This window comes from Pseudomonas sp. s4 (assembly GCF_046764235.1).
Lineage (GTDB): Bacteria > Pseudomonadota > Gammaproteobacteria > Pseudomonadales > Pseudomonadaceae > Aquipseudomonas > Aquipseudomonas asiatica.
On the sequence record NZ_CP177209.1, the window covers coordinates 2703899 to 2723980 of the forward strand.

At 63.9% G+C, this 20082-nt stretch carries 24 protein-coding genes; 13 read left to right on the forward strand and 11 right to left on the reverse strand.

Features of this window, described 5'->3' with window-relative positions; translation table 11 throughout:
• Positions 1-86 precede the first annotated feature (86 nt).
• Positions 87-1229 carry a class C beta-lactamase gene (gene ampC / locus ACK56M_RS12750; RefSeq protein ID WP_100413514.1) on the reverse strand — a complete coding sequence of 381 codons (1143 nt, stop codon included), beginning with the start codon at positions 1227-1229 and terminating at the stop codon, positions 87-89.
• A gap of 119 nt (positions 1230-1348) precedes the next feature.
• On the opposite strand from ampC, the gene ACK56M_RS12755 reads away from it, so the two are divergent.
• Positions 1349-2341, forward strand: coding sequence for a bile acid:sodium symporter family protein (locus tag ACK56M_RS12755; RefSeq protein ID WP_411959496.1), 993 nt, complete (start codon positions 1349-1351; stop codon positions 2339-2341).
• Positions 2342-2403: 62 nt separating this feature from the next.
• Here the strand turns inward: ACK56M_RS12755 and ACK56M_RS12760 are convergent, their stop codons facing one another.
• Together ACK56M_RS12760 and ACK56M_RS12765 are read right to left on the reverse strand one after the other, a co-directional pair.
• Positions 2404-2997 (reverse strand): DUF4157 domain-containing protein, encoded by a 594-nt coding sequence (locus ACK56M_RS12760; protein WP_024087033.1) that lies wholly within the window; start codon positions 2995-2997, stop codon positions 2404-2406.
• On the reverse strand, positions 2984-3547 hold the full coding sequence (locus ACK56M_RS12765; RefSeq protein ID WP_061302367.1) for a TetR/AcrR family transcriptional regulator: 564 nt from the start codon (positions 3545-3547) through the stop codon (positions 2984-2986). The genes ACK56M_RS12760 and ACK56M_RS12765 overlap by 14 nt, the downstream gene beginning before the upstream one ends.
• 89 nt (positions 3548-3636) lie before the next feature.
• On the opposite strand from ACK56M_RS12765, the gene ACK56M_RS12770 reads away from it, so the two are divergent.
• The gene (locus tag ACK56M_RS12770; protein ID WP_015270184.1) at positions 3637-4368 is read left to right on the forward strand and encodes an SDR family oxidoreductase; all 732 of its coding nucleotides are present in this window, start codon (positions 3637-3639) and stop codon (positions 4366-4368) included.
• Between the two features lie 29 nt (positions 4369-4397).
• The gene (locus ACK56M_RS12775) at positions 4398-5009 is read left to right on the forward strand and encodes a 2-hydroxychromene-2-carboxylate isomerase (RefSeq protein WP_054573116.1); all 612 of its coding nucleotides are present in this window, start codon (positions 4398-4400) and stop codon (positions 5007-5009) included.
• 94 nt (positions 5010-5103) lie between these two features.
• Here ACK56M_RS12775 and ACK56M_RS12780 read toward each other — a convergent pair whose 3' ends face one another.
• The 4 genes from ACK56M_RS12780 to ACK56M_RS12795 all read right to left on the reverse strand — a co-directional run bounded on the left by ACK56M_RS12780 (position 5104) and on the right by ACK56M_RS12795 (position 8603).
• Positions 5104-5649: a cupin domain-containing protein gene (locus ACK56M_RS12780; protein WP_003248033.1), complete on the reverse strand. Its 546-nt coding sequence runs from the start codon at positions 5647-5649 to the stop codon at positions 5104-5106.
• 81 nt (positions 5650-5730) lie between these two features.
• On the reverse strand, positions 5731-6936 hold the full coding sequence (locus ACK56M_RS12785; RefSeq protein WP_054573117.1) for an MFS transporter: 1206 nt from the start codon (positions 6934-6936) through the stop codon (positions 5731-5733).
• Between the two features lie 84 nt (positions 6937-7020).
• On the reverse strand, positions 7021-7554 hold the full coding sequence (locus ACK56M_RS12790; RefSeq protein ID WP_015270187.1) for a cytochrome b: 534 nt from the start codon (positions 7552-7554) through the stop codon (positions 7021-7023).
• Positions 7551-8603, reverse strand: coding sequence for a catalase family peroxidase (locus tag ACK56M_RS12795; protein ID WP_041506053.1), 1053 nt, complete (start codon positions 8601-8603; stop codon positions 7551-7553). The genes ACK56M_RS12790 and ACK56M_RS12795 overlap by 4 nt, the downstream gene beginning before the upstream one ends.
• Positions 8604-8727: 124 nt before the next feature.
• On the opposite strand from ACK56M_RS12795, the gene ACK56M_RS12800 reads away from it, so the two are divergent.
• Both ACK56M_RS12800 and ACK56M_RS12805 read left to right on the forward strand, forming a co-directional pair.
• Positions 8728-9249 (forward strand): sigma-70 family RNA polymerase sigma factor, encoded by a 522-nt coding sequence (locus ACK56M_RS12800; RefSeq protein WP_013972484.1) that lies wholly within the window; start codon positions 8728-8730, stop codon positions 9247-9249.
• Positions 9246-9998 (forward strand): anti-sigma factor family protein, encoded by a 753-nt coding sequence (locus tag ACK56M_RS12805; RefSeq protein ID WP_061552185.1) that lies wholly within the window; start codon positions 9246-9248, stop codon positions 9996-9998. The genes ACK56M_RS12800 and ACK56M_RS12805 overlap by 4 nt, the downstream gene beginning before the upstream one ends.
• 308 nt (positions 9999-10306) lie before the next feature.
• On the opposite strand, the gene ACK56M_RS12810 is transcribed toward ACK56M_RS12805, so the two are convergent.
• Positions 10307-11314 carry a GlxA family transcriptional regulator gene (locus tag ACK56M_RS12810; protein ID WP_100413712.1) on the reverse strand — a complete coding sequence of 336 codons (1008 nt, stop codon included), beginning with the start codon at positions 11312-11314 and terminating at the stop codon, positions 10307-10309.
• 160 nt (positions 11315-11474) lie between these two features.
• Here ACK56M_RS12810 and ACK56M_RS12815 point away from each other — a divergent pair, with 160 nt between their 5' ends.
• Together ACK56M_RS12815 and ACK56M_RS12820 are read left to right on the forward strand one after the other, a co-directional pair.
• A complete protein-coding gene (locus tag ACK56M_RS12815) occupies positions 11475-11945 on the forward strand; it encodes an FAD/FMN-containing dehydrogenase (RefSeq protein WP_100413713.1) in 471 nt (156 codons plus the stop codon).
• A gap of 224 nt (positions 11946-12169) precedes the next feature.
• Positions 12170-12382, forward strand: a complete 213-nt coding sequence (locus tag ACK56M_RS12820) for a PLDc N-terminal domain-containing protein (protein WP_013972488.1) — start codon at positions 12170-12172, stop codon at positions 12380-12382.
• Between the two features lie 44 nt (positions 12383-12426).
• Here ACK56M_RS12820 and ACK56M_RS12825 read toward each other — a convergent pair whose 3' ends face one another.
• Entirely contained in the window at positions 12427-12750 is a 324-nt protein-coding gene (locus ACK56M_RS12825) for a hypothetical protein (RefSeq protein WP_015270192.1), read from the reverse strand.
• 210 nt (positions 12751-12960) lie between these two features.
• On the opposite strand from ACK56M_RS12825, the gene ACK56M_RS12830 reads away from it, so the two are divergent.
• Positions 12961-13371 carry a RidA family protein gene (locus tag ACK56M_RS12830; RefSeq protein WP_054573119.1) on the forward strand — a complete coding sequence of 137 codons (411 nt, stop codon included), beginning with the start codon at positions 12961-12963 and terminating at the stop codon, positions 13369-13371.
• Between the two features lie 108 nt (positions 13372-13479).
• Positions 13480-14352: a DMT family transporter gene (locus ACK56M_RS12835; protein ID WP_100413714.1), complete on the forward strand. Its 873-nt coding sequence runs from the start codon at positions 13480-13482 to the stop codon at positions 14350-14352.
• On the opposite strand, the gene ACK56M_RS12840 is transcribed toward ACK56M_RS12835, so the two are convergent.
• Both ACK56M_RS12840 and ACK56M_RS12845 read right to left on the reverse strand, forming a co-directional pair.
• On the reverse strand, positions 14349-15068 hold the full coding sequence (locus tag ACK56M_RS12840) for a TorF family putative porin (protein ID WP_015270195.1): 720 nt from the start codon (positions 15066-15068) through the stop codon (positions 14349-14351). The two genes, ACK56M_RS12835 and ACK56M_RS12840, sit on opposite strands and share 4 nt — an antisense overlap.
• An 81-nt stretch (positions 15069-15149) precedes the next feature.
• Positions 15150-15401 carry a hypothetical protein gene (locus tag ACK56M_RS12845; protein WP_015270196.1) on the reverse strand — a complete coding sequence of 84 codons (252 nt, stop codon included), beginning with the start codon at positions 15399-15401 and terminating at the stop codon, positions 15150-15152.
• 122 nt (positions 15402-15523) lie between these two features.
• On the opposite strand from ACK56M_RS12845, the gene ACK56M_RS12850 reads away from it, so the two are divergent.
• From ACK56M_RS12850 to ACK56M_RS12865, 4 genes are all read left to right on the forward strand, one after another.
• Positions 15524-16183 carry a VIT1/CCC1 transporter family protein gene (locus ACK56M_RS12850; protein ID WP_217190554.1) on the forward strand — a complete coding sequence of 220 codons (660 nt, stop codon included), beginning with the start codon at positions 15524-15526 and terminating at the stop codon, positions 16181-16183.
• 189 nt (positions 16184-16372) lie between these two features.
• Positions 16373-17830: a DUF3300 domain-containing protein gene (locus ACK56M_RS12855; RefSeq protein ID WP_015270198.1), complete on the forward strand. Its 1458-nt coding sequence runs from the start codon at positions 16373-16375 to the stop codon at positions 17828-17830.
• Positions 17827-18720: a DUF2950 domain-containing protein gene (locus ACK56M_RS12860; protein ID WP_100413716.1), complete on the forward strand. Its 894-nt coding sequence runs from the start codon at positions 17827-17829 to the stop codon at positions 18718-18720. The genes ACK56M_RS12855 and ACK56M_RS12860 overlap by 4 nt, the downstream gene beginning before the upstream one ends.
• A gap of 249 nt (positions 18721-18969) precedes the next feature.
• Positions 18970-19998 (forward strand): RHS repeat-associated core domain-containing protein, encoded by a 1029-nt coding sequence (locus tag ACK56M_RS12865; RefSeq protein ID WP_243897546.1) that lies wholly within the window; start codon positions 18970-18972, stop codon positions 19996-19998.
• Positions 19999-20082 lie beyond the last annotated feature (84 nt).

The following is a 20082-nucleotide window of genomic DNA, read 5'->3' on the forward strand; positions in this document are numbered from 1 at the left end:
AAGGGCGATGAACGGCGTCAACCATTTTGTAGTGAATATTTTTGCTCACTACATTGTGTCGTTTTGTTCGACAATCGCTGCCCGCACTACAGCCCGGAGAGAATGTCGAAGGCTGCGCGCACCCGGGCTTCGTTCGGGTAGTTTCGGTTGGCCAGCAACACCACGGCCAGTTGTTCGGCGGGCACGAACGCGGCGTAGGCGCCGAAGCCATTGGTCGAGCCGGTCTTGTTGTACCAGGCTGCCGGCAGCGGCGGCAGGGCTGGTTGCAAGCGTGTGGTTGCCTGCGGTTCACGGATAAGCTGCGGGCCGTTGCCATCGATCAGTGTGGCCAGCGTGACCGGGTAGGGGTAACGCTCCCAGCCCAGGCCCTGGGTCATGGCGCCGACCTGGAAGTAGCCCCGCTGGGTGATGGCCGTGGCTTGTGCCAGCGCCGGTGGCAAGCCCTCCGGCTGCATGTGCAGGCGCACATAGCGCAGCAGGTCGCTGGCGCTGGTCTTGATGCCGTAGGCTTCGTCGGCGTAAGGGCCGGGGCCGACACGCACCGGCTTGTCGGCACTGTCGTAGCCCTGGGCATACAACCCCTGGGCGCTGGCCGGGACCTGCAGATAGGTGTTTTCCAGGCCCATCTGTTTCAGCAGGCCCTCGCTCATCAGCGTGGAAAATGGCTGATGCTGCGCGCGGGCGGCCAGGTCACCGAACAAGCCCAGGCTGGGGTTCGAGTAGCAGCGCTGGGTGCCGGGTTTGGCGCGGGGTTGCCAGTGACGGAAGAAATCGACCACCTGCTGCGCCGTCTGCACCGCATCCGGGAACTGCAACGGCAGGCAGTCGGCACTATAGGCGCCCAGCTCCAGCACGCTTGCGTCGCCGATGGGGGCGCCGGCAAGGGCCGGGTGATAGCGCTTGGCCGGGGCATCGAGGTCCAGCTTGCCTTCGGCACTGGCCAGTGCGGCCAGGGTGGCGGTGTAGGTCTTGCTCAGCGAACCGATCTCGAACAGCGTGTCGCGGCTGACCGGCACATTGTCGGCCTTGCTGGCCACGCCATAGCTGAAGTAGTACGCGTGGTTGCGAGCATAGACAGCCACGGCCATGCCGGTGATGCCTTGCTCTTGCATCAGCGGGCGGATGATCTGGTCGACCTTGGCCTGCAACTGGTCGTCGGCCTGGGCGGCACTGTAGCCCAGGGTGAGAGTGATGGCGGCTGCAAGTGCAGCCAGGCGGGAGAGGGGCATGAGCGAGTCCTGTGCTGGAGCGTGTCCGTTGAGCGACACCGGTGGGGGTTCCGGCGTTAGCGGCGAAAAGCCGAAGACCTTATCGTCTGCCCTTGCACAATGACAAGACGGAAACTGTGATGAAGTATTTGCGCATGTTATTCGACAATTTCACCCTGGCCTTGCTCGGGGTGGTGCTGATTGCCACCGTGCTGCCTTGCTCGGGCGACGGCGCAGTGTATTTTGGTTGGCTGACCAACCTGGCCATCGGCCTGCTGTTCTTTCTGCACGGCGCCAAGCTGTCGCGTGAGGCGATCATTGCCGGAGCGGGGCACTGGCGCCTGCACTTGCTGGTGTTCTCCTGCACCTTCGTGCTGTTCCCGCTGCTGGGCCTGGCGTTCAAGCCACTGTTCGTGCCGCTGGTGGGCAACGAACTTTACCTGGGCGTGCTCTACCTGTGTGCCTTGCCGGCTACCGTGCAGTCGGCCATCGCCTTCACTTCGCTGGCGCGTGGTAACGTGCCGGCGGCCATTTGCAGTGCGGCGGCATCCAGCCTGCTGGGTATCTTCCTCACGCCGTTGCTGGTAATGATGTTGCTGGGGTCCAGCGGTGATACCGGTTCTGGTCTGGATGCGGTGCTGAAGATCACCCTGCAGCTGCTGGTGCCGTTCGTGGCCGGGCAGGTCGCCCGGCGCTGGATCGGTGCCTGGGTCAAGCGCAATGCGCGCTGGCTCAAGGTGGTGGACCAGGGTTCGATCCTGCTGGTGGTCTACACCGCGTTCAGCGAGGCGGTGGTCACCGGGCTGTGGCACACGGTATCGCCGCAGCACCTGGCCGGGTTGTTTGCCGTGTGCGGAATCTTGTTGGCGGTGGTGTTGTACGGTACCCGGCTGCTCGGCAAGCTGCTGGGCTTTGACCTGGAGGACCGCATTACCATCCTGTTCGCCGGTTCGAAGAAGAGCCTGGCTACCGGGGTGCCAATGGCGCAGGTACTGTTCGTCGGCAGTGGCATTGGCGCGATGATCCTGCCGCTGATGCTGTTCCACCAGATTCAGCTGATGGTCTGTGCAGTGCTGGCGCAGCGTTATGCCAGCCGTGAGCAGGTGGCTGAAGAAGCTTCGGCGGCATCCTGACACCTGGTTTGGCCACTGATGCGGTCGCCGCTCCTACACGGCGACCGCGAAATGACCAGAAATTATCTGGCCTGCCCTGAACCACGCTCGCGCAGCGCCTTGCCTACCTCGGCCTCGATCTTGTAGGCCGGCGCTTCCAGGTCGTCGTAGTTGCGCGTGTAGCGCCGGGCGAACTCTTCTACACCCAGCTGCTGATACTGCTGCACATGCTTGAGCTCATGTGCCCACAACGCCACGTTGTCCTCGGCGTCGGCGGGGCGGCGGAAGATGATCGTGTCGATCAGCGTCACGGCGTTCACATCGGGGTTCTGCAGCAGCGCATTGGCCGCGCTCATCTGCTGTTCGTCACCCACCCGGAAGCGCGCCGCGTCGAGCACGGCAAAGTCGTACCAAGGTTCGAGTTGCGCACGGATATGCAACGGGATCGGCTCGACGCCGCTGGCGGTGGCTTCGTCGCGGGCCTGCTGCAAGGCGTAGGTCAGGCTGGACGAAGCCAGTACTTCCACGTCCTTGAAAATCTGCCCGGCCTGGCCGGGGTCGATGGGCGCACAGAAACATCCCATCAGGCACACCTGGTATTGCCCTGGCGGGCAGGCCTGTTCGGCGAGTGCAGGCAAGCTCATCAGTAGCCCCAGCAGTAGACTAATCCGCTTCATGCAGGGCCTTCTCGACAAAGTGGCGGCTGGCGTCCAGTACCTGCGACTGCACGCTTTCCGTGGCCAGCATGCGCCCGACCAGCAAGGCACCGACGCACTGGCTGATCAGCACCCAGGCCAATTCGCTGTCTTCCAGGGTCGCGCTCCAGGCCTGGTGCAGCTCCACCAGCCAATGCTCGGCCACTGCACGCACCGGTGCTTCGGCCCGGGCAATCTCCACCCCCAATGGCGGCAGCGGGCAGCCACCCTCGGGATTGTGCAGGTGAGCCAGGCTCAGGTACTGCTGCAGGCAACGGCCCAGGCGTTCGCGACTGGCGCCCTGGTTGGCCAGGCGCGCCAGCGGGCTGTTGCACAGTTCCTGTCGCACTACCTCGGTGAACAGGTCGTCCTTGGACGGGAAGTGGTTGTAGAAGGCGCCGCCGGTCAGGCCGATCGCCTTCATCAGCCCGGCTACGCCAGTGCTGGAAAAACCCCCGCGTTTGGCCAGCGCGCCGCTGCTGGCCAGCAGCCGCTCGCGGGTTTGCTGCTTGTGTTCGTTGGTGTAGCGCATTCAGTTGCCTCTGCAGGCGGGCTTGACGGTGGCGGCGATCATAACATAGCGTTCGTTTACTAAACGATCATTCACCAATGGAGACAGGCATGACAGAACAACAAAAAGTGGTGCTCGTGATTGGCGCGGGGGATGCTACCGGCGGCGAGATCGCCAAGCGCTTTGCCCGCGAGGGCTACATTGCCTGTGTTACCCGGCGCCAGGCTGACAAGTTGCAGCCGCTGCTGGACGAAATCCGCGCTGCCGGCGGCCAGGCCCACGGGTTTGGCTCCGATGCGCGCAAGGAGGAGGAGGTGGCGGCGCTGGTCGAAACCATCGAGCGTGATATCGGCCCGATCGAAGCGTTTGTGTTCAATATCGGTGCCAATGTGCCCTGTAGCATTCTTGAGGAAACCCCGCGCAAATACTTCAAGATCTGGGAGATGGCCTGTTTTGCCGGTTTCCTTACCGCCCAGGCGGTGGCCCGGCGCATGGTCCAGCGCGAGCGTGGCACCATTCTGTTCACCGGCGCCACCGCTGGCACTCGTGGCGCGGCGGGCTTTGCGGCATTCGCCGGGGCCAAGCATGCCTTGCGCGCCCTGGCCCAGAGCATGGCGCGCGAGCTGGGGCCGCGGAACATCCATGTCGCCCACGTGGTGGTTGACGGGGCCATCGACACCGCCTTCATCCGTGACACATTCCCCGAGCGCTACGCCCTCAAGGGCCAGGATGGCATCCTCGACCCGGCCCACATCGCCGACAGCTACTGGTTCCTGCATGCCCAGCCCCGCGACGCCTGGACATTCGAGCTGGACCTGCGCCCCTGGATGGAACGTTGGTAAGCCCCTTTCACCGAGCAAGGACCGTAACCATGCACAAGACTGTCGATTTCTTTTTTGACCTGGGCAGCCCGGCCAGCTATCTGGCCTGGACTCAACTGCCTGGGCTGTGTGCCCGCCAGGGTGCCACGCTGCGTTACCGGCCGATGCTGCTGGGCGGGGTTTTCCAGGCTACCGGTAATGCTTCGCCGGTGATGATCCCGGCCAAGGGCCGTTACATGTTCACCGACCTGGCGCGCTTCGCCGAGCGCTACGGGGTACCGTTCGGGTTGCCGCCGGGGTTCCCGGTCAATACCTTGACCCTGATGCGCGGGGCAATGGGCACCCAGCTGCGTTCGCCGGAGCGGTTCGAGGCGTTGCTGGCGGTGCTGTTCAATGGGCTGTTTGCGCAGCGCCGCAACCTGGGCGATAACGCCGTCCTCGACGACACGCTGAGCCAAGGCGGCTTCGACCCGCAGGCATTTCGCGCGCTGGCGGGTGATGACGAGGTGAAGGCCGCGCTCAGGCATGCGACCGAAGCTGCAGTGGAGCGCGGGGTGTTCGGCGCGCCGACCTGTTTTGTCGGTGACGAGATGTTCTTCGGGCAGGACCGCCTGGACTTTGTCGAAGAGGCCCTGCGTCAGGGGGGCGACAGCCTTACCTGAAGGCGCCTCTCCCACAGGGTTGGCGCGTTTCCTGTGGGAGCGGCTTCAGCCGCGAACACCGGCAAAGCCGGTGCCATCTCCATGCATAAAGCAGTCAGAAGTTCGCCGGGGTGTTGGCGCTGATGATTTCGGCCTCGTCCGGGCCGATGTTCTTGAAACTGTGCGGCAGGGTAGTGGGGATGTAGTAACCGTCGCCCGAGTTGAGCACGCTCACCTGGCCATCGACCCACAACTCGACGGTGCCGCGTGTGACCAGGCCACACTCCTCACCCTCGGCATGCACGATAGGCTCGCCCGAATCGGCACCCGGTGCATACAGTTCACGCAGCATGCGCATCTGCCGGCCTTCGACACTGGCGCCAACCAGCAGCATGCGCAGGCCGTTGCGGCCCAGATCTGGCTGCTCGCCGCCACGGAACACGTAGCGCTCTTCGCGCACCGGCTCGTCGAAACTGAAGAACTCCGCCAGGCTCATCGGAATGCCTTCGAGCAGTTTTTTCAGGGAGCTGACCGAAGGACTGACGCGATTCTGCTCGATCTGCGAGATCGTCGAATTGGTCAGCCCGCTGCGGCGGGCCAGTTCCCGTTGGGAGAGGTTGTTGCGTTCACGCACCAGTTTGAGTCGCGTCCCCGTGTCCATAGCCGCCTTGTAATCAGAGGTGTCAATAATAATGAGCGATGCGCATTAAAACACACTCTGCGCGCTTGCGCGCTGTGCTTGTCAGGCCCGCTGATCGCGGGGCATTGGCCATGACCCCACCAGCAGCAACAGCGCCGCCACCGCCAGGAATGGCAAGCGTGGATCGACGGCATAAACCAAGGTGCCGGCCAGCGGCCCGATCACTGCACCCATGCCCTGCGCAGCACCGATGGACCCGGCCGTCGCGCCTTGCTCGGAGGCGTGCATGGCATTGGCCGCCAGCGCCGAAAAGGCCGGGAAGACAAAGCCCATGCCAGCCGCCGCGACAAAGTAGCAAGCCCACAGCCATGGAGCCGTGGTGGCCAGCGAGCCGCAGGCAAAGCCCAGGGCCGAAACCGTGGCGCCGACCCGGATCATCTTCAACGGCGGCCATTCCAGCTGGCGCAGCAGCACCTGCGCCAGGATCAGTGCAACGCCTACCGTGGTCAGGGCGATGCCGGCAGCCTGGGCAGCCTCGGCAGGGCCCAGGTGCAGGCGGTCGAGGGCAAAGAAGCCGACGATGATCTGCGATACCGTGACGCTGAGCATGGCGCTGAACGCCACCAGCAAAGGCCGGCGCAGGCGTGGGTCGTTCAGGCGCACCGGGCTGGGAGCATGGCTGTGCGGCAGCGCCTGCGGCTTCAGGGTGAACAGCAGGACCAGAAAGGCACTGGCCGGCAGCAGCGACATGATATGGAACGGCAGGCTCAGGCTATGCCGCGCCAGCAGCGCTGCCAGCGCCGGCCCCACCACCAGGCCGACGGCGTTGGCCGCCCCCAGCGAGGCCATGGCCCGGGCCCGGCGTTGCGGTTCGACATGGTCGGCGATCAGCGCATTGCAGCCCACCGGGATGGCAGCATAGAAGGCGCCGATACAGCCGCGCGCGACCATCAGGCCGATGAAGGCCAGGGTCGCCCCCGGTAGCCAGCGCAGCGCACCTTCTACGAACAGGCACAGCAGCCAGTAGGCCAGGGTGAAGCCGGCGCTGCCCAGCAGCAGGATGCGCCGACGGCCCAGACGGTCTGCGGCGCGCCCCCAAGGCCGGGCCAGCAGCACCCAGACCACGCCCGCCACGGTCACTGCGGCACCGGCTTGCCAGGTGGCCATGCCGAGCTGGCGGGCGATCGGGCCGATCAGGGCGACGAAGGCCATCATCGACATGGTGCAGGCCATGTTGGCCAGCAGCAGGGGGCGCAAGTCCAGGGTACTGGCGGGTGCGAGTGTGGCAGGATCCTTTGCGACATTCATAGGGCAGTCCAGGGCGGTACGGCAAATAGAAAGCCGATCTTGTTGGGAATCGGTATCGGTGTCGAGCCCCCGGCCTGCCGAGCGTCATTGGCTGCGGCGCAGCGGGCCAGGCCACATGCTACGCAACACGCCATCGCGGCGCACCCACGCGTGCATCAAGGCCGCACCCACATGCACCAGCACCGTGGCGAACAGCAAGTAGCCAGCCCAGCCATGGGCCTGGCGCAGCACTGCATACAGTTGCAGGTCATGGGGGGCAATGGCCGGCAAGCCCAAGGGGCGGGGGTAGCCACCGGCCGACAGCATGGCCCAGCCCAGCAGCGGCATGGCAAGCATCAGTCCGTAGAGCACCAGGTGCGAAGCCCCGGCGGCCCAGCGTTGCAGTGCAGGCAGGTCGCGCGGCAGGGCTGGGTGGGGCAGGGCCAGGCGAACGGCGATGCGCAGCAGCACCAGCACCAGCAGGGCCAGGCCGGTTGCCTTGTGCAACCCGATCAGCACGGGGTGGCGCGGCGACAGGTCGGCGACCATGCTCACACCGATGAACAACATGGCCAGGATCAGCACGGCCATCAGCCAGTGCAACAGGCGGGCGAGGGGGTGGAAGGCGTCGGTTTTCATGGGTGGGCTCCGGTGTCGAGCGACTCGCGGCTGCGGCGGTTGAAGGATTCCGAGTAGGCGGCCGAACGGGCGGCGAGGATCGGGTCGGCAGAGGCCTGGATGCCCCGGGGTAGAATCAGCGGGTCGAAGTTGATGTCGCGGCAGGCCCCTTGCTCGGGGCCGTCGACCTGTTCCAGTACCAGCGTGCCGGCGTCCACGCTGCGCCGGTCGGCAGGCCACGGGCTGGCAGGGTCGTCCACTGCATCGCCGGGTTCCGCCAGTACCAGGCGCAGCGTCCAGCGCAGCGGGCCCTGGGCCAGCCGTTGCTGCAGGTCGTGCTGCAGGAACTGTTTGTCATCGACTTGGGCAGGCAGGGCGGCAAACGCTGTCTGCGGCTCCAGTTGCCAACGCACGGGGTGGGACGCGCCGCTTGCGTCGATCAGGCGGAAGGCGTTGATGCTGTGGTACTGCGTGCTGGCGAAGCTGTTGCTGGGCTTGTACCCCGCCGCCCATTGGCGAAACGCCGCGCTTTCCGGGTGGGCGGCGAAAAACGCCTGCAGTTTGCCCGGGTCCGGTTTGCCGGTGGCCGGGTCGGGTGCCCCCGCCAGTACCTGTTCATAGAAGGCTTGTGGCGTGCTTACCGCCAGCACCGGCGGGTTGTTCATGCCGGTACGCCAGACTTGCCCGTCGTCGGTGCTCAACTCGATGGCCAGGCTGCGCACCGGTATGCCGGTATCCGGCGCGAACGGGTTGGCGCCGCCGATGGCGAAGCGGCCGATCACTGGCACCCGCGGCTGGCTGAACGCCCGCGCCGTGGACAGGCTGACGGCCTGCCCGCTGGGCTGGAAGTAGCCGCTGACGCACAGGCCCTTGGCGTGGTTCTTGCGGTAACCCGGGTAATGCCCGGCCTGTGCTTCGAAGGTGTCGATGATACGTTGTGGGGTCAGGCGGGTATCGCCAACCCAGCCGGCGGCATAGGCAAAGGCGGCGCCCGCGCCCAGCATCACGACGCCGATGGCGGCCAGGCGCAGGGCCTTGGCCGGGCCGTGCAGGGGTGAGTTCATGGTCATTGTCCGGTTCGGTGAAGGTGCCGGTACGACGGCGCAGGGAAAAACTTATTCCCTTGCCGGGAATAGATTTTCCTCACAGGCGTCTGCCTCATACACTGACAGCCCCAGAGGTCGGGACTTTGCCATGCATGATCTGGACGACCACCAGTGGCGCGAGCTGCTGGCCCGCCTACGCCGCTTTGCCGTGTGGCTGACCCGCGAGCCGGGCAGCGCCGACGACCTGGTACAGGCAACGGTCGAGCGGGCCTTGAGCCGGCGCGACCAGCAACGTGATGCCGATGCCCTGCGGGCCTGGCTGTTCACCATCCTTTATCGGCTGTTCCTCGATGGAAAGCGCCGCGAGCGCCTGCACGCGCGATGGCTGTCCTGGTTCGGCCGCGGCGAGCGCGACGACGAGCCGGTTGGCGGCAACCTCGAGGCCATTGTCCTGGCCCAGGCCGACCTGCAGGCTTTCGCCCGGCTCACGGCAGAACAGCGTGCGCTATTGCTGCTGGTCAGCATCGAGGGTTTGAGCTACAAGGAGGCCGCCCAGGCCCTGGGCATCCCTATCGGCACTGTGATGTCGCGCCTGTCGCGCGCCCGCAATGCCTTGCGCGAACTGACCGAGGGCAGCCCCCAGCCCCCGGCCTTGCGGAGACTGAAATGACGCGCCTGATCCCCAGCGAAGACGAACTGCACGCTTACGTCGACGAGCGCCTGGAGCCGGTGCGCCGGGCCGAGGTGCAGGCCTGGCTGGCGGCCAACCCGCAGGCCGCGGCCAAGGTCGAGGGTTGGCGTGCCGACGCCCGCCGCCTGCGTACGGCACTGGCCGGGTTTGGCGAAGTGCCCGGGGCGGCGCAGCTGGACCTGGGGCAGTTGCGCCGGCAATTGCGCCAACGCCGCCAGCGCCGCTGGGCCACGGCGGCGGTGTTGCTGCTGGCATTGGGCGTGGGTGGCCTGGGCGGTTGGCAGGTGCGCGACGCGACCTTGGCGCGTGCCGACCTGCCGATGGCCGATGCTGTCCAGGCACACCGCTTGTTTGCCGGTAGCCAGGCGCTGGATATCCAGGCCAGCGACCCAGGCCAGTTGCGCGACTGGCTGGGGCGCCACTTCAGCCGCGTTGGCCACCTGCCGGACCTGGCGGGCTACGGCTTCAAACCGGTGGGCGCGCGCCTGCTAAGCAATGAGCAGGGGCCGGCGGCGTTGCTGGTGTTCGAGGATGGCAAGGGCCAGCGCATCAGCCTGTTCCTGCGCTCACCAGGTGATCATTATCGGCGCATGCCGGACGGGCAGCGCGTGGACGGGCAGCTGGAGGCGCGGTACTGGTCGCATGGGGCCTACAACTTTGCTCTGGTCAGCGCGGTGGACGATTTGCGTGGGGCGGGGGTGGGGGAGGCGTTGCGCTTGGGTTTGTGAGCCCGCTCTCGCCGGGATCGCACGTGGATGCTTTGGTGATCCTGTGGGAGATTGCCCAGCCCTTTGGGCTGCGCTGTCGCGCAGAGAACCAATATCGCTCGTCTGACGCGTCCTTTGTAGGAGCAGCCTTGTGCTGCGAAGAGGCCGGTACAGCCAATAGACAGGCTTTGTCAGCCCCGGCCTCTTCGCAGCACAAGGCTGCTCCTACAGGACCTCGCCGAACCAATGAGTCATGTGTTGTTCTATGAGAGCGGGCGCGCCCGCGAAGAGGCCTCGCCAGGCCACACATTCCTGCCATTTTCCCCTGCTCACTCGCCCAACCGCTGCTCACGCGACGGCGGGTAGCCAAAGTAAGCCGCATAGCATTTGCTGAAGTGCGACACCGAAACAAACCCGCAGGCCACTGCCACTTCCATCACCGACAGGTCGGAATACTGCAGTAGGCGGCGGCTTTTGGTGACGCGCAACTCCATGTAGTAACGCCGCGGCGAAGTGCCCAACTGGGCCTGGAACAGGCGGTCGATCTGTCGGCGCGAGCGCCCGCTGTAGGCGGCCAACTGGTCGAGGCTGAGGGTTTCCTCGAGGTTGTTCTCCATCAGCTCGACGATGGTGCGCAGGTGCAAACTCATGGATTTCTTCGCGCCAGGGCCGACCTGGCGATAGCGGGCACCGGAGAACGACAGGATCTCCTCGACGCCTTCGGCCAAGCCGTCGCCATACAGCCGGCGCACCAGGCCGAGCATCAGCTCCATGGCACCATTGGGGCTGGCAGCGCTGAGGCGGTCGCGGTCGAGAGTGAAGCTGGCCGGGGTGATCCGCGTCTGCGGGCTGCGCTCGGACAGGCTGGCGCGTTGCTCGGGGTGGATACTGCAGCCATAGTCGTCCAGCACCCCTGCGCGGCCGAGGAACCACGCGCCGTTCCACAACCCGCCCAGGGCCATGCCGTGGGCCGCGCAATCACCCAGCAGGCGGTCAAGCTCGGGGTACTTCAATGGCGTGCGCAGGCCGCCACAGATCACCAGCAGGTCCAACTCCTTCAGGGCCTCGGCGGATAACTCGGTAGCCACCAACTCCAACCCCAGGTCGCTGAGCACGCGGTCGCCTGCAAGCGACAGCGGGGTGAATTGAAAGCTGTCGGCGCGCAGCAGGTTGGCCGTGACCAGCACGTCCATGGCCACGGTGAAGCTGGCCATGGAGAAGTGTTCGAGCAATACGAAATCGACCCGATAGGGGGCTTGGGCATTGGCGCTGGCGGACTTCAGCCGCAGCATGTTGCTGGTACTGGTCTTCTTGCTGAACTGGCGTGGCGTGGGCACTCTGGACTCCGCTTCCTGGCTGGCCTTGAGAGTGTGGCGGGTGGCCGGGGGAAAGACAATCTCCCGGGTGGCCGTGTCGTATTCCAGGTCGTGTTCAGGCAACCTGTCTGGCTTGGCCCGTTGCCGCTATGCTGATGCTCCTGTCACTGAGGATACCTTGATGAAGTACGCCGCTTCCCTGTTGCTTTGCCTGATGCCATTGTTGGCCAATGCCCTGGAGCAGGGCGACAAGCTCGCCCCGTGGACGCTGCTCGACCAGTACGACCAGGCCTATAGCCTCGCCGCCGACACGCACATCCTGCTGGTGGCACGTGACATGGACGGTGCCAAGCTGGTGAAGGCGGCGCTTGCCGAACAGCCCAAGGGTTACCTGGAGGCGCGCGATGCGGTGTTCGTTGCCGACATCCAGCGCATGCCGGCGCTGATCAGCAAGCTATTCGCCATCCCCGCCATGCGCGATTACAACTACCGCGTGCTGCTCGACCGCGACGGGCGCGTGGCCAGCCGTTATCCAGGGCAGGATGGCCAGGTGCAGTGGTTGCAACTGGAACAGGGCAAGCTGGTGAGCCAGCGGGCATTTGCCGATGCGCCGGCGTTGAAGGCGGCGTTGGAGACTGCACCACGGCATTGAGGGCCGTCACTACTCCCTGTAGGAGCGGCCTTGTGTCGCGATGGGCTGCGCAGCAGCCCCAGGATTTTTGCCCTACGAAAGACCGCAGGGGGCTGCTTTGCAGCCCATCGCGACACAAGGCCGCTCCTACAAAGGGCCGTGGTGCCATGCCGCCAGCCAAATCAATCTGAACCCTCGGCAGCCTCTGCAACCCAACCCATTACATGCCAAATGGGAGAGCGCTCATGGAAATCGGAACGATCTGGATCATCGTCGCGGCCTTTGTGATCCTGCTGGAAATCTGGGCCATCTGGCACATCATCGGCAGTGACCGGCGCGCCGAGCGCAAGATGCTGTGGATCGTCTTCGTGGTCTACGCACCGTTCCCCGGTTTGCTGTTCTGGGCCTGGCGCGGGCCTCGGGCAGTGAAGGGCAGGGCGGTACTGCAGGAAAAATGATGGAGAACGGCCTCAGGCGCGGGGGCGCCTGAGGCCGTCGATGTTCACTTGGGCAGGATATCGAAGCGAATGGCTGACCCCAGCCCGTCCACCATCAGGCAACCATAGAACTTCACGGTCGACAGCACACACAGATGCTTGAGCGCTTCATGGATGTAATCGTGAAGCAGCTTTTCGGCATCGCGCCTGCGGTCTGCGAGCGTGGTGCTGCTGAGAGTGATCACCCCGAGCAAGGTGGTTTCAATGTGTTCGACGGTGTCCAGGCCAATTTTTTCGCGCAGGTGCAGGCGCGCCTTTGCCGCATCGTCTTCATCTCGTGCGGTTTTGGGCTTGATGGTATAAGCCAGCTGAAAATCATATTTGCTCATCGCTTTATCCTTGATACGTGCAGGCCTCCATGCCGGGCCTCGCAATCTAGCGCCTGGCAGCCACCGCGTATACAAACGCGTGGTTCACGCAAGCCAGCGCGCTGTGCGAAACGTCCTACGCAGACAAGCCCGTTTTACGATGCATGCTTGACCTCGAGTTAACTCAAGGTTCGATACTCCGTCCCTCTTCCAACTGATCGAGGGTTTACCGTGAGCCATTCAACCGCGTTCCAGCTGAGCAACCCGGAAGGCCTGTACGACCCCAGCGGTAATGCCTACTCTCATGTCGCCGAGGTTCATGCCGACAGCCGCCTGTTGTTCATCGCCGGCCAGGGCGGGGAGGACCGCAACGGGCAGCTGTCGCCGCTGTTCGCCGAGCAGGCGCGCCAGGCACTGGCCAACCTTGAGATTGCCCTGGCGTCGAAAGGCGCCAGCCTGGCCCAGGTGTTCAAGCTGACCCTGCTGATCGTCGAGCATTCCGAAACGCGACTGCATGAATGGGTAGCCGAGGCTGACAGGGCCTGGGGCCGTAGCATGAAACCGACCTGCACGCTGATACCGGTACCCCGGTTGGCGCTGGACGGCATGTTGGTGGAGATCGAGGCAGTGGCGGCTGTATAGGCCCGGGCGATTCGGTGGTCGCGGCAGATAAACACTATGTTGTATATCGGTGCTGGCCCAACCAGCATGGCCGCTATAACAACAATTGACCTCAAAGGTGACCACACCATGAGCACCGGCACCACCACGCTTGCCGAACCCAAGGCCCGGGCCTGGGTCTGGCCCGCACTTTTCAGCCTGGTGGCCTTCGCTGCCAACTCGGTATTCTGCCGACTCGCGCTGAAGGATGGGGCCATCGACCCGGCATCCTTCACCGTGGTGCGCCTGGCCAGTGGTGCACTGTTCCTGCTGCTGTTGATCCGCCTGCGCAAACCCGCGCTTGCCATGGGGGGGAGCTGGCGCGGCGGCTTGGCCCTGTTCCTCTACGCATTCCTGTTTTCTGCGGCATATCTGCAACTGGGCGCAGGCGCGGGTGCGTTGCTGCTGTTTGGCGCGGTGCAGATCACCATGTTCGGCTTCGCCTGGTACAAAGGCGAACAAATCACCGCGCGGATGCTGCTGGGCATGCTGATCGCCTTCGTCGGCCTGCTGGTGCTGCTGTTGCCCGGTACTGCGGCGCCACCTTTTGCCAGTGCCTTGCTGATGACCCTGTCTGGCGTGGCCTGGGGCGTTTACACGCTGCTGGGCAAAGGTTCACCCAGGCCGCTGGCCGACACTGCCGGCAATTTCACTAGGAGCCTGCCGTGCCTGGTGCTGCTGGCGCCGATGCTGTTGCTGGGCGCCGGCTTGCACCTGAGCCCGCTCGGCGTGCTGTATGCGCTGGGTTCTGGTGTGCTGGCGTCCGGTGCTGGCTATGCCGTGTGGTACGGCGTGGTCAGGCAAGTCAGCGCGCAGCAGGCGGCGACCATGCAGCTCAGCGTCCCGGTGATCGCGGCGTTGGGCGGGGTTGGCCTGATTGGCGAGCCATTGTCGTTGCGCTTGCTGGTGGCCTGCGTGGTGGTGCTGGGCGGTATCGCCCTGGCGCTGGCGCCGCGCCGTTAAAAGAAACGGCGTTGCGCCTTGAGCGTGACCATGCTGTCGCAATAAGTGTTGATGCCCGAATACGCATCACACCCGCCACCATTGAGGTTTGAGTTGCTGTAGACCAGGTTCAGGTCGATGCCGAGCCAAGGCCGGGATAGTTCCAGCGACCAATCGGAAAAGGCATTCACCTCGCTGCCATCACGAATGGTGAATGGCGTACCCAGGCGGTGATGGGCGAGCTTGACGCTCAGGTCGACATCAAACAGCGGCAGTTGGCCGAAGTCGGCGAACAGCGTGGCGGTGCGGTTGTCGGGATTGTCGCGCAGCGCTCCACCGAAACGGCTGCCCAGCACCGAAACACCGCCGTACAGGGCATAGCTGTCGGGGCCCGCAATGTTTGGCTGACTATAATGGATCAACCCCACCTCGTAGCCCAGGCTAGTGTCGAACCGGTGCTTGTAGCCCAGGTAACTGTCCAGCCGCAGGGTGGAGTCGGGCGTCACGCCCATGCTCGGGGCGTACTGGCCAAGGTACCAGCCGCTGGGGTGGCTGAAGTCGAGGCCACCGTGGAACGCGCCGATGGCGCTGGGCGATATCAGCCCCTGGGCCATACTGCGTGAGGGGGTGGTGCCGAGTGTAAAGTCGAAGTCGCCCAGTTCGCGTTTGATCTGTTGGGCCAGCAGCATGGGGCTGAACAGCAGTGCAGCACTCAGCAACAGAAGGGGCCTGGTCATGGTCTCCGTCCTGGAAGGCTTGCGGTTGAGCGGTAAAGCATACCTGTGCAGGTAACGTGAGGGAACCGCCGGCTAGCCCATTCAGCCTTTGGTCGAACGGTCGGCGTCTGCAGCTTCGGTCACTACGGGCAGGTTGCCGGCACGCTGGATTACCCGCCGTTGCTGCTCGTAGTCGTCCAGCGACAGGCCACGGCGTTGCAAGGCTTCCAATTGCAGTTGACGGGTTTCTTCGGCGGTGTAGGGACGCAGTTCGGGGTGGCTGGCACAGCCGCTGGTGATGGCGATGGCAATGACGGCAAGGGTGGCGGACAGCAGGCGGGCCAAGGTGTTCATCAGGTAGCTCCAGGGGCCGGGGTGGTGGGCGGCGAGTCGATGGAGCTAGGTTATTCGGCCATGTCGTTCGGCAGAAATTGCCATTCTCGATAGTGACTATCGATGGTTCCTGGGAGGGTGCGATGGGGCAAGACGAGCAACCGCGAAAATGGGGCGTGCTGGAACCGATCGACCGGATCACCGAAGTCATCTTCGGCCTGTTGATGGCGATGACCTTCATCGGCTCGCTGAGCGTGGCCACGGCAGGGCGCGAAGACGCGCGGCTGATGCTGATTGCCGCGCTCGGCTGCAACCTGGCCTGGGGCCTGGCCGATGCCGTCATCTACCTGCTGCGTACCTGGACCGAACGCACCCGCAGCCGGACCTTGCTGGCCCGCCTGCAAGCAGGTGATATCAACCAGGGGCGCAGGCTGATTGCCGATACGTTGCCAGAGCGCATCGGCCTGGCACTGGATGAAGATGGGCTGGAGATGCTGCGCGGGCGATTGCTGCGTGATGCTGCCCGTTCGCTACCGGCACGCCTGGGGCTTGATGATTTCAAGGCGGCGCTGGCCACTTTCCTGCTGGTGGTACTGGCAACTTTCCCGATGGTCATTCCGTTCCTGCTGATCGAGACCACCGGTACGGCCATCCGTGTATCGAACCTGGTCGCCCTGGCCATGCTCTTCCTTGCGGGCTGGCTGCTGGCACGCTATTCCGGTGGCCGCACCCTGTTGACCGGCGTGGTTCTGGCAGTAGTTGGAGCGTCGCTGATCGTGGCGATCATCGCCCTGGGCGGTTGAACACCGCCGCGGGCGTGCCCGCGAAAGGGCCGGTACAGCAATTACAGTTCTCAGCCCAACCCTGATATAGATTCAAAAGCAGCAACCACCGCACCCTTAGAGCGCGAAAAGTTCGCGCCCCCGTATCTGGCCAAAAGCAGCGCCATTGCTACCCTTAACCCACGCGGCCTGATCTCACGGAGAGATGCGATGCGCATGCCATTGTCAGCGGTCCTGTCGGTGATCCTGTATCTGAGTGCCACGCCCGGCCTGGTGCTGGCAGAGGATGTACCGGCCCCCGACCCGGCACCACAAACCGACACGGTCGCGGCCAAGGACCCGGTGTTCACCCAGGAGCAACTGGACCAGATGCTCGCGCCCATCGCGTTGTACCCCGATGCGCTGCTGGCCCAGGTATTGATGGCCTCCACTTATCCGGGGCAGGTGAGCGAAGCGGTGACCTGGTCCAAGGCCAACCCCAAGGCCACCGGCGACGATGCCGTCAAGAAGGTGGCGAACCAGCCCTGGGACCCGAGTGTACAGGCGCTGGTGGCCTTCCCGCAGGTACTGGCGACCCTGGGGCAAGACCCGGTCTGGGTACAGCGCCTGGGTGACGCCTTCCTTGCGCAGCCCGACGATGTCATGGGCGGCGTGCAGCGCCTGCGCCACCAGGCCCAGGCCGCCGGCAACCTGCAGAGCAACCAGTACCAGAACGTGACCGTGCAGACCGCCCCGGCACCGGCCTCCAGTGGTAGCAGTACTCAGGTGGTTACGGCCAGTAGCCCGCCCACCACCATCATCATCGAGCCAGCCGACCCGCAGGTGGTGTACGTGCCCAGCTACAACCCGACCACCAGCTACGGCACCTGGGCCTACCCGGCCTCGCCGCCGGTGTATTACCCGCCACCGCCCATGTATTACCCTGGTTCTGCACTGGTGGCGGGCCTGGCCTTCGGGACCGGCGTGGCGATCGTAGCCTCGCTGTGGGGCGACTGTGACTGGGGCAACAACGACATCGACATCGACGTCAACCGCTACAACAACATCAACGCCAACAACCGCATCACCAACAACCAGAACAAATGGCAGCACAACGCCGCCAACCGCGACGGCGTGCCATACCGCGACTCTCGCAGCCGCCAGCAGTATGGTCGCCAGCTGGACGGTGCCACCCAGCGTACTGCCTTCCGCGGTGACGACGCCCAACGCGCCCAGGCGCGGGACAAGGCCCGGGCGTCGATGGACCGGGCCGGCATCGAACGTCCGGCCACCAGCAACCGCCAGGCACGCCAGCAGATGCGCGAGGCGCAGGCAGGCAATTCGGTCGGCAACCGCATGCAGCCTCGTAGCGACAACCCCAGGGCAACCGACCGTCGACAGGAAACCCGCAACACCCAGGCTCGCCAGCAGAACAGCCAGGTGAACCAGCGCAGGCAGGGCGAAGGCCAGGGGCGGCAGCTGGCACAAAATCGGCCGTCCAATACCGCTGGCCGCGCGCGTAACAATGCCTTCGACGGCGTGCGTTCACCCTCGCGCACCAGCGCTCAGGCCAGCCGTGGCCGCACCAGCCAGTCGTTCGCCCAGCGCCCGAACGCATCGCGTGCCGCCGGGCACCAGATTTCCCGGCCCAGTGCGCCCGCACGCCGCGGGGGAGGTGGCCGTCGATGAACCGTCAAACGATAGCGGCACTGGTAATCGCAGCCGGTATGACATGGTCATCCCTGGCCGCTGCGCAGGAAGCCTTCCCGACACCGGAGAAGGCCGTGGAATCCTTTGTTGCGGCGCTGGGCGAGGAGAAACCTGATGAAGCCCGCCTGGCCCGGTTGCTGGGTGATGACTGGCGTACCTACATACCTCGCGGCGGTGTGCAACGCAGTGATGTGGACACGTTCCTTGCGCAATATCGCGCGCAGCACAGCATCAACCTGTCGGGTACAAACAAGGCCATCCTCGCGGTGGGCAGTGATCACTGGACGTTGCCTATTCCGTTGACCAAAGGCGACCAGGGTTGGCGCTTCGACCTCAAGGCCGGCAGCGCCGAAATCCGCGCCCGGCGCATTGGCCGCAACGAGCTGGGTGCCATGCAGTCGATGCTGGCCTATCACGATGCGCAAATGGAGTACGCCACCCAGGACCACAACGGCAACGGTGCGCTGGAATACGCGCAGAAGATATTCAGCGAGCCCGGCAAGCATGACGGGCTGTACTGGGACGACGATGGCGATGGCCAGGTCAGCCCGCTGGGCCCGCTGTTCGGCCAGGACCGGGTTGGCGACGACTGGTATGGCTACCACTTTCGTATCCTCGATGCTCAGGGCCCATCCGCCCCTGGTGGTGCCTACAGTTACCTGATCGGCAACCAGATGAGCCGTGGCTTCGCCATGGTCGCCTGGCCGGCCAGGTACGATGACACCGGGGTGATGAGCTTCATGATCAGCCATGACGGCGAGGTGTTCGAGAAAGACCTCGGGCCGCACGGCGACAAGCTGGCCAAGGAGATGAAACGCTTCGATCCGGATGACAGTTGGAAGGTGGTGGATGTGCCGGTGGATGACTGACTCTGCAGGGCCTTTGAGCCGCATCGTTTCGTTTGCGGGTATGGAAGCCGACGACTGAAACTGCGCTACGCAGAAGGTGGCGCAATTCTCACGGCGCTTCGTCCCTATGAACTGCAAGGTAGCCCTGGCTTTCATACCGCCAGTGGGCGTTCCACGAAAGCCGTACCTGTCATTTCTGACAGTTGTTTGATGGGGTTCGACGCGAAAATATGGCTACCTCATCCACGGGAGCCAGATATGACCTCGCCAATGAAGTACACGCGCTTTTTCATGCAGCACGACAGGGTTCACACCGCTTTGTCAGGCAACGCTGCCGTGGTATGCATGAGAGGGCAGGCAGGCGTCCTGGCAGAAACCAGGCTGGAGCAGGAAACAGCGCGCTCGGCACTACTGGCTGCAGACAGTGGGGATTCAGTGGTAGGTGTCCGATCTCAGGGGCAGCCGGAGGCGGTGACTTACAATGCCTATGGGTATCACAATCCCAATGACATTCCCTTGCATCGACCGGCATTCAATGGCCACCTGCTGCTGTGGTACCTCTATTTACTCGGAAATGGTTATCGTGCCTTCAATCCGGTCTTGATGTGTTTTCAGAGTCCCGATAGCCAAAGCCCATTTGGTGCGGGGGGCTTGAACTGTTATGCCTATTGTGCGGGTGATCCGGTCAATTTCAGTGATCCCAGCGGGCATATGCCTACAAAACGCCCTATTCAGATTCGAAGTATATCGCCAGCAACCCAACATGAAGTATTAATGGACGCAATAAAGACAGGTTTGGAGGCTGGAGGTGGAAAAAGGCGAAGGCTGTCGTCGCCGACTGAGCGAAGAGTCGGGCAAGAGGTTATGAGTACCCAAACGGGTAGGAAGGACTCAGGTGCGCCTGGGCAAAGCAGTTCGCAGCCCTTGGCAATAACCACAGCTCAAAGTCAGTCGTCGCCTATTGCAGACTCTGCTGTTTATTCGGTCGCGTCATCGGCGGGGACGGTAGGTGCGGTGCACACAGTAGATAGCTGGACATTGCGTCGTGACAAGTTGAAGGCTGGTGAATTTGAAAAGCTTCTTGAATTTATTAATAAGAGTAATCATGCTATAGAAGGATTAAGCTCTGAGCAGACTAGGGAGTTGCGCAGAGTTGCAGTGGAGGCTTTTGCTGTCGGTGGCAATGTACAAGCATCTATTAACCGTGCGAATCCTGATCTTTCACTAACTCAGGTGGAGAGAATTCGGCAGGGTTTGAGGGGCGTACTCGATCGGTACCGCCGTAAACGCCCTGGCTAGACTAAACGATCTTTTTATGTGTCTGGTGAAACATTTCAGGTGATAAATTTCGCCTCCATCTCCCCCGGATTGTACATGGGTGAC

Coding starts and splice junctions, on each gene's coding strand:
- ampC (WP_100413514.1), bottom strand. CDS start 1,229: ATGCCCCTCTCCCGCCTGGCTGCACTTGCAGCCGCCATCACTCTCACC.
- ACK56M_RS12755 (WP_411959496.1), top strand. CDS start 1,349: ATGAAGTATTTGCGCATGTTATTCGACAATTTCACCCTGGCCTTGCTC.
- ACK56M_RS12760 (WP_024087033.1), bottom strand. CDS start 2,997: ATGAAGCGGATTAGTCTACTGCTGGGGCTACTGATGAGCTTGCCTGCA.
- ACK56M_RS12765 (WP_061302367.1), bottom strand. CDS start 3,547: ATGCGCTACACCAACGAACACAAGCAGCAAACCCGCGAGCGGCTGCTG.
- ACK56M_RS12770 (WP_015270184.1), top strand. CDS start 3,637: ATGACAGAACAACAAAAAGTGGTGCTCGTGATTGGCGCGGGGGATGCT.
- ACK56M_RS12775 (WP_054573116.1), top strand. CDS start 4,398: ATGCACAAGACTGTCGATTTCTTTTTTGACCTGGGCAGCCCGGCCAGC.
- ACK56M_RS12780 (WP_003248033.1), bottom strand. CDS start 5,649: ATGGACACGGGGACGCGACTCAAACTGGTGCGTGAACGCAACAACCTC.
- ACK56M_RS12785 (WP_054573117.1), bottom strand. CDS start 6,936: ATGAATGTCGCAAAGGATCCTGCCACACTCGCACCCGCCAGTACCCTG.
- ACK56M_RS12790 (WP_015270187.1), bottom strand. CDS start 7,554: ATGAAAACCGACGCCTTCCACCCCCTCGCCCGCCTGTTGCACTGGCTG.
- ACK56M_RS12795 (WP_041506053.1), bottom strand. CDS start 8,603: ATGACCATGAACTCACCCCTGCACGGCCCGGCCAAGGCCCTGCGCCTG.
- ACK56M_RS12800 (WP_013972484.1), top strand. CDS start 8,728: ATGCATGATCTGGACGACCACCAGTGGCGCGAGCTGCTGGCCCGCCTA.
- ACK56M_RS12805 (WP_061552185.1), top strand. CDS start 9,246: ATGACGCGCCTGATCCCCAGCGAAGACGAACTGCACGCTTACGTCGAC.
- ACK56M_RS12815 (WP_100413713.1), top strand. CDS start 11,475: ATGAAGTACGCCGCTTCCCTGTTGCTTTGCCTGATGCCATTGTTGGCC.
- ACK56M_RS12820 (WP_013972488.1), top strand. CDS start 12,170: ATGGAAATCGGAACGATCTGGATCATCGTCGCGGCCTTTGTGATCCTG.
- ACK56M_RS12825 (WP_015270192.1), bottom strand. CDS start 12,750: ATGAGCAAATATGATTTTCAGCTGGCTTATACCATCAAGCCCAAAACC.
- ACK56M_RS12835 (WP_100413714.1), top strand. CDS start 13,480: ATGAGCACCGGCACCACCACGCTTGCCGAACCCAAGGCCCGGGCCTGG.
- ACK56M_RS12840 (WP_015270195.1), bottom strand. CDS start 15,068: ATGACCAGGCCCCTTCTGTTGCTGAGTGCTGCACTGCTGTTCAGCCCC.
- ACK56M_RS12845 (WP_015270196.1), bottom strand. CDS start 15,401: ATGAACACCTTGGCCCGCCTGCTGTCCGCCACCCTTGCCGTCATTGCC.
- ACK56M_RS12850 (WP_217190554.1), top strand. CDS start 15,524: ATGGGGCAAGACGAGCAACCGCGAAAATGGGGCGTGCTGGAACCGATC.
- ACK56M_RS12855 (WP_015270198.1), top strand. CDS start 16,373: ATGCGCATGCCATTGTCAGCGGTCCTGTCGGTGATCCTGTATCTGAGT.
- ACK56M_RS12860 (WP_100413716.1), top strand. CDS start 17,827: ATGAACCGTCAAACGATAGCGGCACTGGTAATCGCAGCCGGTATGACA.
- ACK56M_RS12865 (WP_243897546.1), top strand. CDS start 18,970: ATGAAGTACACGCGCTTTTTCATGCAGCACGACAGGGTTCACACCGCT.